We start from the raw sequence: 14,097 nt of genomic DNA on the forward strand, positions 1-14,097 counted from the left end.
CCGCCCCAAGATGAGATCTCCCTTAAGGGCCGTGGGAGACTACCACGTCGATAGGCCGCAGGTGTAAAGTCAGAAATGGCACAGCCGAGCGGTACTAATTGCCCGAGCGCGTTCTCAAAGGCGAAAGCCAAAGCCGTGAAAACCGGCCCGCTGCTTTCATGCTCTCCCTCTTTCCCAAATCATGTTAATGAAACTAAAAAGCATCATTGCGGTCAGCAATCGCAAGAAAGGCAATGGTGGCTATGGCTCCGGTGAGCACCTCTTCCCATCCCGAACAGAGAAGTTAAGCCCGGACGCGCCGATGGTACTGGGGTCACACCCGGGAGAGTAGGTGGCCGCCAACACCACAACAAGACGCCTCACCCTCACAAGGGGTGGGGCGTTCTTGATTTATACCCGTTTTATGACGCTGCCGCAGGAGGGCGGAGGTGCTGTAAAAACCTTACTATAGCAAATATCTATCTTTGCGTTTACTGTTCCTGGGTCTTCGTCCCAGCAGCATCAGAGACTCAGCCTTCACCTTACAACATGAATCTGAAGATTCGTACTAGCAGCAGCAGAAATCAACCGTACTCTCAAAAGGAGTAAAGCCTCTTTTCAAATCTTTCTTTCCTGATAAGCTATGGTGTTGTTTTTTGTATAATGGAATAAAAACAATAACTTATGTAAAAACCTATATAAATGCTTGTTATATGACTTCTTTTCTTTTCTCCTGGAATGAGGGCAAGAGCCTTTAACTGTAAAATATTTTCTAATCAGAGAATATAACCCCATGCACTTTTTCTCTTTTTTGGCTGGTTTTTTACTTATAAGGCGCATAAAAAAGCCATTACAGAATTCATCTCTGTACATAAAATGGCAGAGTTTATTTGCATTTGCGGGGTGGGCCGTCATAGCTCTTTTCTTTGTGGTTTCTTTTTTTTTCAGTGACGAAGCAAGTGTTTTCCTTGGAAGTAGTCTCTTGTTGGCACTGTTGCTCTACCTGGAGAAAGAACTCGACTTCAGTGAATTTAAACCCTATATTCAGGCCAATTATCCATTAGTTTTTGCTGGAATATTGAATAGTTTCGCTGAACTTGTAATGCCTGATTTCTATGACAATTGGGAAGGCTACTTTAACTTCGCCATTGTTGGGTCTTTTATCTGGATATTTGCCAGATGGGCAAATTCAAGAAAGCAGCAACAGGAACTGAATTTTGTTGCAGAGCGTAAAGCCGAACTGGAGTTATTAGTAGCAAAGCGAACAGCAGAGTTAGTGCAGCAGAAAGAAGCGTTGCAGGAAAAAGTAGAAGAACTTAAAGTTACCCAAACACAACTGATACAGCAGGAAAAGCTGGCTTCTTTAGGAGAACTCACTGCCGGTATTGCCCATGAAATTCAAAATCCTTTGAATTTTGTCAATAATTTTTCTGAACTAAGTGTTGAATTAGTAGACGAGTTGAATGCCGGACCCTTGCAGAAATTGCCTGAAGCGGAAAAGGAACATGTCAGGGAAATCATACAGGATCTGACGCAAAACCTTCAGAAAATACACCATCACGGCAAACGGGCAGATTCCATCGTAAAAGGGATGTTGCAGCATACCCGCGCCAGTACTGGCCAGAAAGAACCTACTGATATCAATGCCTTGGCAGAAGAATACTTTCGCTTAAGTTACCACGGCTTGCGAGCAAAGGATAAGGGTTTTTGTGCTAAACTGGAAACACATCTCAACAACAACATACCCAAACTGGAAGTAGTGCCACAGGATATAGGTAGGGTGCTACTCAACCTTTTTAACAATGCGTTTTATGCCGTGCAGCAGAAAATGACATCTAACATACTGGAAAATTACCAGCCGATGGTGCAGGTGAGTACTAAGTGGAAAGGGAAGACCATAGAACTCCGCATCAGGGATAATGGCTGTGGGATTCCGGAAAATATTCGCCATAAAATACTGCAGCCTTTCTTTACCACTAAACCAACGGGGCAGGGGACAGGCCTTGGGCTGTCGCTGAGCTATGATATTATCACCAAAGGGCACAATGGAGAAATCAATATAGACTCGAAAGAAGGAGCGTACACTGAGTTTATCATAAGGCTGCCCATAAAAAACTCCAGATAATGTTTCCGGTTAGAATTGCTTCTTGTGGTGTCAGGCAGGCGTGCCTTGTGTGCATGAAACATATGAACTGCTTCAGGAAAGAAGCATGACAGGCCTCAGTAAAATTGTTGCAGTTATAGTGAGCGCAATAAAATCAGAAGCCTGTATTTGGCAGGGGGCCTAACATTTCTGGAAAAGGGAGAATGATGGGGCGCTGTTGCTATAATGTCGCAACATTAGCCATACCCTTTTAGTATATCTCTTGGTATGGAAAAAGAGAATATAGAATTAGGGGATTGGGAGCGAATCCTGATAGGGAATAACCCCTGGGGCTTTATGCTGGAGGTTTTTTTTAGAACACTCATCATTTATGTTTGCCTGATCATTGTGATGCGCTTGTTGGGCAAACGCATGAATGCACAATTAACCATTACAGATTTAGCTGTAATGCTTACACTGGGAGCCATCGCGTCTGTGCCCATGCAGTCTTTCGATAAGGGAATCCTTCCCGGGGTCATTCTCCTGATTGCTATCCTGCTTTTGCACCAGGGCCTTACTTATCTCACCTCCAAAAATCGCAGCGTAGAAGTACTTACGCAAGGGAAAGTTACACTTCTGGCCAAAGAGGGTGTGATAGATCCGGAGGAGTTACAAAGGTTGCGCATCAGCAAAGACCAGGTTTTCGCTATTCTTCGGTCTCAGGGCATCCGGCATCTGGGGCAGGTGAAAAGACTCTATTCCGAAGCAGATGGTCATTTTAGCGTCTACAAGCTTGATGAAGCAAAACCGGGTTTGTCTGTTTTCCCTAGATCTGAAAATGCGCTGCCCCCCGAAAAAAAAGAGGTGCATAAGCAGCAAGCCTGCTGCTACTGCGGTAACGTAGTTGAAAAATCAAATAATACAACATTAGCCTGTAGTAACTGTGGCAACGAAGAATGGATACCTGCTATCCGGTAATTATTTTAGCTAAAGAAAGAATGTATGAATGCAGCAGATGCGGAACTGTGGGATTGGATGAGAATTCTGTTAGGTGATGTGCCCTGGTTCTTTTTGATAGAAGTACTCATCAGAGTGACCGTTATATACCTGTTGCTGGTCGTGAGCATGCGGGTTATGGGGAAACGTATGTCTGCGATGATCAGCAGAAATGAGATGATTGCTATGGTTTCGCTGGCAGCGGCCATAGGGCTACCCATGCAGGACCCCTCACAGGGCTTATTACCGGCCTTTATAGTAGCGGCGGTGATAATCGGGTTTCAGCGCTTTATCTCAATTAAAACGTTAGGAAACCCTGGATTCGAGAGCCTTGTTATAGATAGCATCAATGCTCTGGCGCAGGATGGACGTCTGGAACTGAAAAACATGGCGGACAGCAAGATTTCCCGCGAACGCCTCCTGACCGAGTTTAGGGTCAGGAGCGTTAGTAATTTAGGGAAGGTACAAAGGGCTTTCCTAGAAGCAAACGGAGCTTTTACCATCTATCTCTATGAAGATGAAGAGGAACACGAAGGGCTCTGTATCTTACCCGCATGGGATACAGATTTTCTTCAGGAGATGACGGTGGCACGAGATGCGTATGCCTGTGGAGGTTGTGGAAATGTAGTGAAGAGCCAGAAAAAGCCAGAACATACCTGTGAGCATTGTGGCCAGAAGCAGTGGTATGAAGCCATCAGGTCCTGATGATTACCGTGACCTGATGGCTTGCGGCTTTAACAGCATCCACCTCCATCGTAGAACCAGGTGGATGCTGTAACAAAAATATCATTCCGGCCCAGCCCTTGGAGTGCTTTGGCGGTTTTATCACATACAGCCAATGGCTGGTTATGCAGCAAAGTGTGTCCTTTTCCGTCATCAAAAAAATCATCGTCACCAAAGTAGATGGCATGTTTTCCGGTGAATACACAAGGCCCATCTTCAGGCATCGGATCTTTAATGGCGCATATCTCAACGCTTTCGATATAGATAACGCTGTCCGTATCGTATTGTCCCGGTGCAAGCACACGGTAAGGGCGCCTGGCTCTTACCTCCACGGTACCGAATCCAATGTCAGTTATAGAGTCAATGTACTGCTCCAGCGGTATAGCACCACTCAGGCAAAGGGCGCGCAGGCGGTCATCGTTGCGCAGGCTTTCAGGCATATAAGACTCGCTGGTTGGGTCTGAGAGCACCAGCCTTCCGTGCGGCTTCAGCACGCGGTACATCTCTTTTAGCGCCACCTCCAGTTCTTCTTCCTTAAATATGTTGAACAGGCAGTTTTGGGCTGCCACATCAATAGACGCATCTTCTAAAGGCAGGTGCAGGGCATCACCGTGTCGGAGCTCGACAAAGGTACGCTGAAACCAGCTGTTCTCCTGCTCTGCCTGGCGCAGGTTCTCATCGCAAACATCCAACATCCTGTCTACAGGGTCCACTCCAATCACGGCACCCGGCCTGCGGTTAAAATAAGAGAACTGCAACAGTTCCATTCCGCCTCCTACGCCGACATACAGAACAGTAGGGTTGTGGCTCAGGTCGCGGGGGTTTACTGTGGAGCCGCAACCGTAGTTCATCTCCTGCATTTTTCGGGGAACCGTAAGGGCCGGTAACTGCCAGACAGGTGTGGTGGTACAGCAGAGTCCCTTCTGCGGGTTATTGGCGGCATCTTCATACACCAGCTTCACTGCCTCTAAATAATCACTCATATGTATTTTTCCTTTGATCTTTAAATAAAATAATGTAGCTACTATAGCCTTAATATGCAATAAATGTATGTATAAACCAATACACGATGCCTGCGCAGACTGCTGCCACTGGCAGAGTAAGCAGCCACGAGTTGTTTTTCTGTAGCGCTTATTCCTCAGGTGCTTTTCTATAGTTGTAAAAATGCTTTTTGAATAACAGGTAAGAAACAGGCAGATGGCTAAAACAGCAATCTGCGCTTGACAAATATTCTAAATCTTTTGATTACATCACCAAGACATCCAGAGCGAGCGGAAGGTACAAAAGTTTGATTTTATCGCAAACGGTTTAAGCGGGAGAGCGTCTTTGCTTTTTGAAGATAATATGATATAACCGTGGTAAATGTCGTGAAGCAGACAAATCAATTTTTTGCTACATCTTATTAAAAGCTTTTGAGCCAAAATCTGTTCTTCTCATGTAACAGGAACATATTGAAGACGCAAGGGTTAGTTATCGCAGCCATACGCTGCGATAACTGTATGTTTTTATACCTGGGTTCATCTTTTAGCATTCTCAAGCATGAAATTTTCAAAACAAGCTTTATTCATTGTCATAGCCTTTTTTATACAGCATAGTATAATGGCACAGTCGTATTTTAAAAAGGATTATCCGGGCGTATGGCAGCGGGCAACAGACTACACCCTGGAAGTAGCAGAGGCAATGCCTGCAGAAAATTACAATTTTAAGCCTCTGGAGGAAAGCATGTCCTTTCAGGAACAGCTAACGCATGTAGTCCAGAATATTTCTTTTTTGTCTGGCTTAATAACAGGGGAAAGCCCGGACTTCTTTAAGGGAAAAAAGCCTGAAGCCCTTACCAAAGCGGAAGTTAACATAGCGCTTGGGGAGGCATTCAGATATGTGGGCCGGTTAGTAAAAGAGGTAGATTAACAAACGCTTCAGGAAAGCATTGTTTTTGGTGGTGAAAAAATGCCCAAAGAAAATATCTTTTACCTCATGCGGGACTATGCCGGGCACCATCGAGCCCAGGCAATCCTTTATTTACGCATGAATGGAGTAGTAGCTCCCAGCTACAGAGGCTGGTAAGGGTGCTGAATCAGGAGCAACTTTTTCTTTTATTCCATTCTTTCCTGTCAGGAACATAAATTATGAAAGGTGGTGTAGTGAATGCATTTGCTACAAGAATGCTATAAGGTAATCAATAGAAAGAAACCTTTTCCTGTGTCGTCCTGTAACAAATTAGTGGTCAGGCCAGCTATACCCGGCGTCATTCTAAATCAAGCTATGCCTGGGCGTCTGGCTTTTACAAAAATAATTGCGAAGAGCCAGCTGAAAAATCCAAGTATACGCATGCATGGATACGGAGCCTGAAAACATGACAGACCAATTTACACCCCTGAACGACCTGGCCATGATTGGCGACCGACGTGCCTTGCTTGATAAGCGTGGAAATATTGTGTGGTACTGCCCCAAGCGTTTCGACAGCTCCTCTCTTTTGCTTCATTGCTGGATCCTCAAAAAGGCGGGAACTGGAGCCTGGATATAAGGGGGCTGGAATTTGAGAAGCGGGAGTACCTGGAGGACAGCTGTTTGCTTCAGGGGCGACAAAGGCAGCCTGCTGCTGGAAGACTGGATGCCAATAAATGCCCGCTTATACGGCATCTGCCGCCAGCTTTCCGAGTCCCCGGAGCCATACGCGATGCAACTAAACCCACGCCCTAACTATGCCCGGCAACCTCCGGTTATAGAGCGGAAAGAAGAGAAACATGCGACGTTTGAATTTGATTTTCACCTCCATGCCTCTCATCCACTGACGGTAGAACCGGATTCCGTCTCCTGCCAGGTTCCCGCCGGAGAAAAAGCATTGTTTATAGTGGCAGAGAAAGCGCTGGATACACCAGCGGATATACTGGAGGAAGTAAGGAGTCAGACGTTGCAGAACTGGCGGGAGATAGCCAACCACATTACCTGTAAGGGGCCGTATGAAGAGGAGGTGCGAAAATCGCTGCGTCTGCTGCGCATGCTGACGTACTCACAGAACGGAGGCATAATTGCCGCTGCTACCACTTCTTTGCCGGAGGTTATAAGGGGGAAGCGGAATTACCATTACCGGTATATGTGGCTGCGGGATGCCGCTATGATTGTGAGTGCCTTGGCCCGTGCTGGCACGCTGTTGAGCGGTTGCTTATTACGTGAACCGCTGCAGCCTGCTATCAGCTCGTTCTTACCAGCACAGCGTTGTGCATCGTCTTATTTCCTCTCCCGATGCCAGCTGCCTTCGGCATCTGTTTTGTCGCCATTCCGACAAAACTGCATTTTTTCAGGTATAACAGGTGTCAAAATGCTGGAAGCGAACTATTTATGCCAACCTTGGGGCTAAAGGCATAGTTTAACTAATAGTAAGTTTATTTAACCAACCAAATACTATGGAACAAGCAAGACCACATGATCCGAACCCTAAGGCTACCTTTTTACCCAAGGAGGAAAGCAGCCTCACTTTTCCGGTTGATAAAACAGCCCTCTTAGTCATTGACCCGGTAAACGACTTCCTCTCGGAGGGAGGTGCCGCTTACGAACTGACAAAGAACACCCTCAAGTTGCATAACATGATCGAACATCTCCGGAAAACCATAGAGGGTGCCCGCGCAAAAGGCATTCCCGTTCTTTTCGGGCCGATGGCTTACACAGAGGATGATTATACCGACGAAAAGCTGCAAAAGAGAAGCGGCATCAACCGCATGATGTTTGAAACGAAGATGTTCCTGGCGGGCAGCTGGGGAGCAGACTTTCACCCTGACCTGCAGCCGCAGCAAGGCGATATTGTGCTGCTGCCGCATAAGACCTGCGATGTTTTCAGAACTGACTTGCCTGAGGTGCTACAACAATTAGGCACTACCCACCTGGTTATTGCCGGTATGGCGGCAAACCTCTGCTGTGAGTCTACTGCACGGCACGCCATAGAAGATGGCTATGATGTGACCATGATCAAAGACGCAATGGGCGCAGCCAGCCTTCCGGAGTACGAAGCAGCCGTGCACCTGAACTTGCCGCTGGTCTCTAACGCTGTGATAACGGCAGAAGAGTTTCTGGAGGCGCTTGAGGCTTCTGCTGCTGCGGTGCATGTACAGGAGGGCGACACTGTTAAAGGCTCCGACAACGGCGACATAGGAACCGTTGAGAAGGTGGTAAAAGCCAGTGGCGATACAGAAGGCTATATCCTGGTGCCCCGGGGGCTTATCTTTAAAACAGACACCTTTATCCCGCTGGATGCTGTTACCAAGCGGAGCGGTAAGGAGGTGTTCATCAACATACCGAAGCTGGTGGTAGGAGAGATGCCCTGGAAAGAGGCCCCTACCCGAAAAGAACGGATGGCGAAACAAGGTCCACTTGCCGGAGAAGTTGACAAACTATACCGATCAACAACAGCCTCCGTTCTAACTGACAGGGTATAGCCTGGCTTTAACAGGCTGAAATCACAGGAAGTGGCTCTTTTTTCTGAGAGGGGCCACTTCCTGTATTATATAAATAGTCAACTAAGCTTACAGGAGGTCTGAAAATTTGCTGGATGTGCTGTATAAGCAGATTGCGCCTCTACCATCTCTTTATTCTAAATCTATATCATGAAAAAACCTTCTGCTTTCTTTTTCTTTCTGTTGGTTATCTCTTTACCATCCTGGGCGCAATCCGGAGAAAAGGCAGGCCTTGTCAACGTACCCAGCGCTCATTCTGTGGCTAAAACAGTGGAGGTGCTGCAGTCTGCTATCAATGAGATGGGGCTGACTTTAGTGGAGGAGATTGATCATGCACAGGCCGCCGCCAAAAACGGGCTGAAGCTAAGGCCTACCTACCTGCTGCTTTTTGGCAATCCTCAGGTGGGAACCCAACTGATGCAGGCCGACCAGCGAGTTGGTCTGGACCTGCCGCTGCGTTTGCTTGTCTGGCAGAATGAGCAGGGTAAAGTCTTCGTCAGCTACCATAATCCTCAAGCATTGTCAGGCACTTATAAGCTGGAAGATGAGAATGATGTATTACAGAAGATGCGGGGGGTGCTGGAAAGCCTTACCCAAAAAGTAGAACAGGTTAAGAAATAGCCGCCCCAGCTTTTATAATTGCTATCTGGATGTAGTGCTTTTTCTACATACCGGAAAGTAATGCAAAAAAGCCGCAGAAATAATACAAGGCTGTGAATAAAGAGAGTTTGCTGTAAAAACTCAGCAATGGGATTAAACTGATTTCAGGTGAGTTTCAACACTTCTCATCCTTATCTTCCTTCAGTTACCAAGCAACTCGCTAAGCCATGTTTTGTGTCGCTGAGCCGACAAATAGAAAGATTCCTTACCATTCTTAAGCAGAGGTTCAACTGCTGCTTACAAGCATTATTGACCTGTCTACATTGACAGGAAGTACATCTACTGTTTTAGTGGAGCATTATATCAGCTTTTGAAGGCGGGCGCGACAAAAACAGGTGAATAGCACAATCGTATGGTATAATAGCCTGAGAATGATTGGATTATTGTGAAGAAGAGGTGCTATGACTGCGTAACTGCGACAACACAATCTCATGTTGTTTTTACTGGTTTAGAATGTGGTTCAGGTAAGAAGCACTTCATCGGGTGCCGGTAAGAAAACTGTAACATGCAATAGATGAATTCAATTCTTTACAACCTTTAACCAACAATTATGGAACAACAGCGAAACAAGAAGGGCGGTTTACTGCCAGAGGGCTTTTCTCTCAGGACCCTCCGCAAAAGTATGTAGCTCTTAATGGCCCTCTCCATGCTAGTCATCTTATCTGGCTGTCACCTCTTCCAGGATGATGATTCGTTTGAGCCCCTGGTAGTACAGGTGCCGGCAGGCTTTCAAATTGAGAAAGTGGCAGAAGGGCTCCAGCTGCCGACCAGTGTGACTTGGGATGATGCGGGCAATATGTACGTGGTGGAGGCCGGTGGTGGCCTGGAGCCGGAAAAGCTTGCGCCTATGCGCATCATGCAGGTGAAAAACGGCAAGGCTACGCAGGTGGTGGACCTGGCCGGCAAGGGTATAAACCCCGCCATTGTAGGCATCGTCTGGCACGAAGAAGCCTTCTACATCACCCACCGTGGCGAGGACCTGACCGGTGCCGTCTCGCGCGTGACGAAGAGCGGCCAGGTGGAGACTATCCTGCAGGGCATCATTGACAGCCAGGCCGAGCACCAGATAAACGACATCCGCATGGGTCCGGACGGGCGCATGTATGTGGCCGTGGGCATGGCGGGCAACGCGGCCGTAATGGATATGTCCGTAGGTCCCTGGATTATGCAGAGCCCCAATGTGCGTGCAACTCCCTGCCAGGATATCGTGCTGAAGGGCAGAAACTACAAGACTGCTGACTTCCGCACAGAGGACCCTACTGATTCTGTGCTAACGGGCGCTTATGTGCCTTTCGGTACGCCAACAGAGCCAGGGCAGGTAATAAAAGGTGTAACTCTTTGCGGCGGCTCCATCCTTTCCTTTGACACCAGAAACCCAATGGGCACGGTGGAGACTCATGCCTGGGGCTTCCGTAACCTGATTGGCCTTGCCTGGGACAAAAGGACGGGTGCAATGTACGCGGCAGAGAACGGATATGACATACGCGGGGCAAGACCTGTGAAAGACTATATGGATGCCAGCCTGCGCATAGAGCAGGGCAAATGGTATGGGGTGCCTGATTTCTCCGCTGAGCGCAAGCCGCTGGACTGGGAGCTTTTCGAGGTGCCTGACAACCTGCAGCCGATGGTATTCGTAAATGGCGAGCCGGTGGGCAAGGAACTGGATTTCGTGATAGACCACCAGGCCAGCGGGCTCACGCCTCCGAACCCTTCTGTAGTGCTGGGAAAACACGAGTTCAACTCCTCCCCAAGCATGATGGACGTGGCACCTGCCTCTTGGGGCGATATGGCCGGACATGTGTTTATAGCAGAGTGGGGAGACCTTGCACCGCCCACAAACCCACTGAGAGGACAAGACCCTGCCGGTTTCCAGGTGGTGATGGTAGACCCGGCCACAGGACACCTGAAGCCTTTTGTGCATAACCTTTTGCCGGGACCTGCTTCAGCGCAGGGAGGCCAGGGCAAGGGGCTTGACCGGCCTTTTGATGTACAATTTGGCCCGGATGATGCCATGTACATCGTAGACTATGGTGTGGTGGAAATAGACATGAGTCAGGCGCCGCCTTATGAATACAAGCCTGGCACCGGCGCTATCTGGAAGGTAAGTAAGAAGTAATAGTTTTGTAAGAAGTAATCGTTTTTATTTTATTGTCTGATGAGGAAGGCTCTTCAGGTTATAGATAACCTGAAGAGCCTTTTTATGCCTCGTCTTCACAAACCTTAATTACAAAACATACTTAACTATAGAATTATTATATGCATCCCCAATCCAAGCTTTGGTACCTTGAAAATTTCGATATGCTCAAAGCGCTCTCTAAAAAAGAAAAAGAAAAGCTGGACAGTGTAGCCGACATGCGGCATGCGCCCAAAAAGCAGGTGCTTTACTTTCCGACCGAAAGCTCCTCTAATATCTATATGCTGAAGGCGGGAAAGGTGAAGATCTCCCGTATCTCTCCGGACGGTAAAGAAATTATCCTGGCCATTTTAGGTCCGGGCGAAGTCTTTGGAGAGTTGGGAATAACAGGCAAGCAGGAGCGGGAGGAGATTGCCGAAGTAACCGACGATGCCATTATCTGTGTGGTCGGCCTGGAAGACCTGCAACGCATGATGAAGGATAACCCGAAATTCAACACAGAAATTCTGAAGCTTATCGGCTTCCGCTTAAAGAGAATTCAGAGCCGGCTGGAGTCACTTATTTTTAAAACTGCTGAGCAGCGCATCCGCTCTCTCATCAAAGAACTGGCCGAAGAACATGGCCGCATCATAGCAGGTGATGAGAACCAGCGGGAGGTGAGATTGGGTCTGACGCACGATGAGATGGCGAAGCTGACGGCCACCAGTCGCCAGACCGTTACGACACAGCTCAATGAGCTTGAGAAAAACAACCTTATTAAGTACGACCGCAAAAGGGTTTATGTGAAAGACCTTCGCCTGCTTTAGTTCTCTTTGTAATAAAAAACAGGATAATATACTGCCAATGATGCCTTTATGTGCATTCTCTATTTATACTTCTTTAAAATAGCGGACATAGTAGGCCTTTTGTCAGTTTGCTGACAAACCTGCATTTTCCAGTGCAATTTCTTCCTTCGAAATAAAGATATGCCGTAAACAAAAGAGCAGCCTTTCCCTCACCCCCATTAAGGGCAATAAACGATTCTCTTGATGTGAAAGATGTGAGGGAAAGGCTGTTTTAAGACATTTATAATGTGGGGAAACTCACCCATTTTGATTTACATGGAAGAAAAAAGATTTAAAACTACTTTAGAACCTGTTACACTGGATAACGCGAATGAGGCTCAGAAGCCGCAACTGGAGAAGTCCCTGAAAGAGATGGGCATGATTCCGAACATGTATGCGAACATGGTCAACTCTCCGGGTTTGATGGAGACCTATGCCATCGGGTACGACCGCTTCCGGAAGAACAGTGGTTTCAGCCCTGTTGAACAGGAAGTTGTTTTCTTAACAATCAGCGTCTTAAACGGCTGTGAATATTGTGCAGCCGCTCACAGCTTTATTGCTGATAAAATGTCTAAAGTACCCCAGGAGGTGACAGATGCCATCCGGGATGGGGAGGAAATTCCCGATGCCAAACTGAGGGCTTTGTCTGATTTTACGAAAGTGATGTTCGAAAAACGGGGTAACCCGAATCAGGAGGATGTGAGGGCCTTTTTAGAGGCAGGCTACCAGGAAAAGCAAATCCTGGAAATTGTCCTCGCCCTCGCGGTTAAAACCCTGAGCAATTACTCTAACCATATTTTCCAGACACCGGTAGATGATGCTTTCAGCAGTAGGAAGTGGTCTAAAAGGGAAAGCCAGGAAGCATAGTTTTCATTTTGGATTCCAGCTAAGGCTGTGAACTGAGTTCTGTTGATATTTTGTCTGTCATAAAGAACTTAGGCATTAATAAATCAGAAAACAGGATAGCGGGTATGTAATAGTTAGCAAAACTATGTACCCGCTTTTCTTTTTATCATCACATAAAGCGTCCAAACACTATCAACTCCTGCAGGGCATACTGCAAGAACACAGAGCAAAATAAGCTAACGCTAAGGAGCAAGAAACAGTAAGATTATAGCAGAGGAACATTAATAAACAAAAACTTAGAAATATATGAGCGTGAGAAGTGTAGAGCAGGTAATTGAGGAGCACCAGGCCTCTGGAAAATATATTACGGTAGATGGAGTAAAAACCTTTGTCCTGGACTGGGGCGAAGGGAAACCGGTGTTTTGCATCCATGGAGTGCCCACGTCTTCTTACCTCTATCGGAAAGTGCTGAAAGAACTGGTGAAAAAAGAGCTAAGAGGTGTCGCGGTAGATTTACCCGGATTGGGATTATCGGACAGACCTGAAGACTTTGACTATTCCTTTCCCAACTTTGCGCATTTCTGTGCGCGTGCTGCCGAAGAACTGGGTTTGGAGCGGTACCACCTGGTCATTCATGATATTGGCGGGCCCATTGGTTTTGCCCTTGCCGCGCAGAACCGCGACAAAATCCTCTCATTGACAATTCTTAATACCTGGATTGACGTCGATAAATTTCAGAAACCGCTGCCCATGCGCCCATATGAAAAACCTGTTTTGGGTGAAGCACAGTTGGCCGCTACCACACATACAACCTGGCAGCTGATGTTTAAAGGTTTAGGTGCCTCTAATACGGATGTTATTCCTACAGAAGAAATCAATGCGTATGTGGACCTTTTGAAACGTGATGATGGAGGAAAAGCGTTTCTGAAGATCATGCGCAATTTCGAGGATTCTGTTGCTTTCCGGGAGCTTTGCCACCAGGCAGTACAGGATGTGCCGTACCCAGTGCAGGCAGTTTGGGGAGCCGAAGATCCGGCCTTGGATTATGAGCGCTATGGAGAGGAGATAAAACAGGTTGCCAACCTGAAAGAAGTACACAAACTGCCAGCCAAGCACTTTTTGCAGGAAGACCAGTGGGAGGCAGTAGCAGCTCATATTGCAGCTATTACAGGAAATTAAATGGTATGTTGATGGTACTTCATCAGTAATGCTATGAAACCATGAACGGTATACAAAGTAACAGAAGGAAATGCACAGCTGTATTACCGCCTCTGTTTCTGTTTATGATGGGTATCCTTGGTTGAGCAGCTGACGCAGAGAAAAAGTAAGGAACAGTGGCATGTACCGCAATGCTGTTTTTTCGTACATACCATTTACTTGCAGGTAATGATCTCGGTCTAAGCT

General features: G+C 47.1%; 13 protein-coding genes and 2 rRNA genes. 14 read left to right on the forward strand and 1 reads right to left on the reverse strand.

The window, feature by feature from the left end; genetic code table 11:
• From DXT99_RS22190 to DXT99_RS22210, 5 genes are all read left to right on the forward strand, one after another.
• Positions 1 to 119: ribosomal RNA gene (locus DXT99_RS22190) — 23S ribosomal RNA — on the forward strand; the annotation flags it as partial.
• 113 nt (positions 120 to 232) lie between these two features.
• Positions 233 to 344, forward strand: a 5S ribosomal RNA gene (rrf, locus tag DXT99_RS22195).
• Between the two features lie 563 nt (positions 345 to 907).
• Positions 908 to 2,104, forward strand: a complete 1,197-nt coding sequence (locus tag DXT99_RS22200; RefSeq protein WP_246000953.1) for a sensor histidine kinase — start codon at positions 908 to 910, stop codon at positions 2,102 to 2,104.
• 246 nt (positions 2,105 to 2,350) lie between these two features.
• On the forward strand, positions 2,351 to 3,040 hold the full coding sequence (locus DXT99_RS22205) for a DUF421 domain-containing protein (RefSeq protein ID WP_115567794.1): 690 nt from the start codon (positions 2,351 to 2,353) through the stop codon (positions 3,038 to 3,040).
• 24 nt (positions 3,041 to 3,064) lie between these two features.
• On the forward strand, positions 3,065 to 3,763 hold the full coding sequence (locus tag DXT99_RS22210; protein ID WP_115567795.1) for a DUF421 domain-containing protein: 699 nt from the start codon (positions 3,065 to 3,067) through the stop codon (positions 3,761 to 3,763).
• A 29-nt stretch (positions 3,764 to 3,792) separates the two neighbouring features.
• Here DXT99_RS22210 and arsM read toward each other — a convergent pair whose 3' ends face one another.
• Positions 3,793 to 4,764 carry an arsenosugar biosynthesis arsenite methyltransferase ArsM gene (gene arsM / locus DXT99_RS22215; RefSeq protein ID WP_181885220.1) on the reverse strand — a complete coding sequence of 324 codons (972 nt, stop codon included), beginning with the start codon at positions 4,762 to 4,764 and terminating at the stop codon, positions 3,793 to 3,795.
• A 616-nt stretch (positions 4,765 to 5,380) separates the two neighbouring features.
• Here arsM and DXT99_RS22220 point away from each other — a divergent pair.
• The 9 genes from DXT99_RS22220 (at position 5,381) to DXT99_RS22260 (ending at position 13,872) form a co-directional block, all read left to right on the forward strand.
• Positions 5,381 to 5,689, forward strand: coding sequence for a DinB family protein (locus DXT99_RS22220; protein WP_147294276.1), 309 nt, complete (start codon positions 5,381 to 5,383; stop codon positions 5,687 to 5,689).
• A gap of 445 nt (positions 5,690 to 6,134) precedes the next feature.
• Positions 6,135 to 6,305: a hypothetical protein gene (locus tag DXT99_RS27150; RefSeq protein ID WP_181885221.1), complete on the forward strand. Its 171-nt coding sequence runs from the start codon at positions 6,135 to 6,137 to the stop codon at positions 6,303 to 6,305.
• A 12-nt stretch (positions 6,306 to 6,317) separates the two neighbouring features.
• A complete protein-coding gene (locus DXT99_RS22230) occupies positions 6,318 to 7,139 on the forward strand; it encodes a glycoside hydrolase family 15 protein (protein WP_115567798.1) in 822 nt (273 codons plus the stop codon).
• A gap of 46 nt (positions 7,140 to 7,185) precedes the next feature.
• The gene (locus tag DXT99_RS22235; protein WP_115567799.1) at positions 7,186 to 8,211 is read left to right on the forward strand and encodes a cysteine hydrolase family protein; all 1,026 of its coding nucleotides are present in this window, start codon (positions 7,186 to 7,188) and stop codon (positions 8,209 to 8,211) included.
• A 168-nt stretch (positions 8,212 to 8,379) separates the two neighbouring features.
• The gene (locus DXT99_RS22240) at positions 8,380 to 8,850 is read left to right on the forward strand and encodes a DUF302 domain-containing protein (protein ID WP_115567800.1); all 471 of its coding nucleotides are present in this window, start codon (positions 8,380 to 8,382) and stop codon (positions 8,848 to 8,850) included.
• 685 nt (positions 8,851 to 9,535) lie between these two features.
• Positions 9,536 to 11,005 carry a PQQ-dependent sugar dehydrogenase gene (locus tag DXT99_RS22245; RefSeq protein ID WP_147294277.1) on the forward strand — a complete coding sequence of 490 codons (1,470 nt, stop codon included), beginning with the start codon at positions 9,536 to 9,538 and terminating at the stop codon, positions 11,003 to 11,005.
• Between the two features lie 182 nt (positions 11,006 to 11,187).
• Positions 11,188 to 11,829 carry a Crp/Fnr family transcriptional regulator gene (locus DXT99_RS22250; protein ID WP_181885222.1) on the forward strand — a complete coding sequence of 214 codons (642 nt, stop codon included), beginning with the start codon at positions 11,188 to 11,190 and terminating at the stop codon, positions 11,827 to 11,829.
• Between the two features lie 294 nt (positions 11,830 to 12,123).
• Positions 12,124 to 12,714, forward strand: coding sequence for a carboxymuconolactone decarboxylase family protein (locus DXT99_RS22255; RefSeq protein WP_115567814.1), 591 nt, complete (start codon positions 12,124 to 12,126; stop codon positions 12,712 to 12,714).
• 285 nt (positions 12,715 to 12,999) lie between these two features.
• Positions 13,000 to 13,872, forward strand: coding sequence for an alpha/beta fold hydrolase (locus tag DXT99_RS22260; protein ID WP_115567803.1), 873 nt, complete (start codon positions 13,000 to 13,002; stop codon positions 13,870 to 13,872).
• Positions 13,873 to 14,097 lie beyond the last annotated feature (225 nt).

The sequence above is a fragment of the Pontibacter diazotrophicus genome, from assembly GCF_003367245.1.
Taxonomy (GTDB): domain Bacteria; phylum Bacteroidota; class Bacteroidia; order Cytophagales; family Hymenobacteraceae; genus Pontibacter; species Pontibacter diazotrophicus.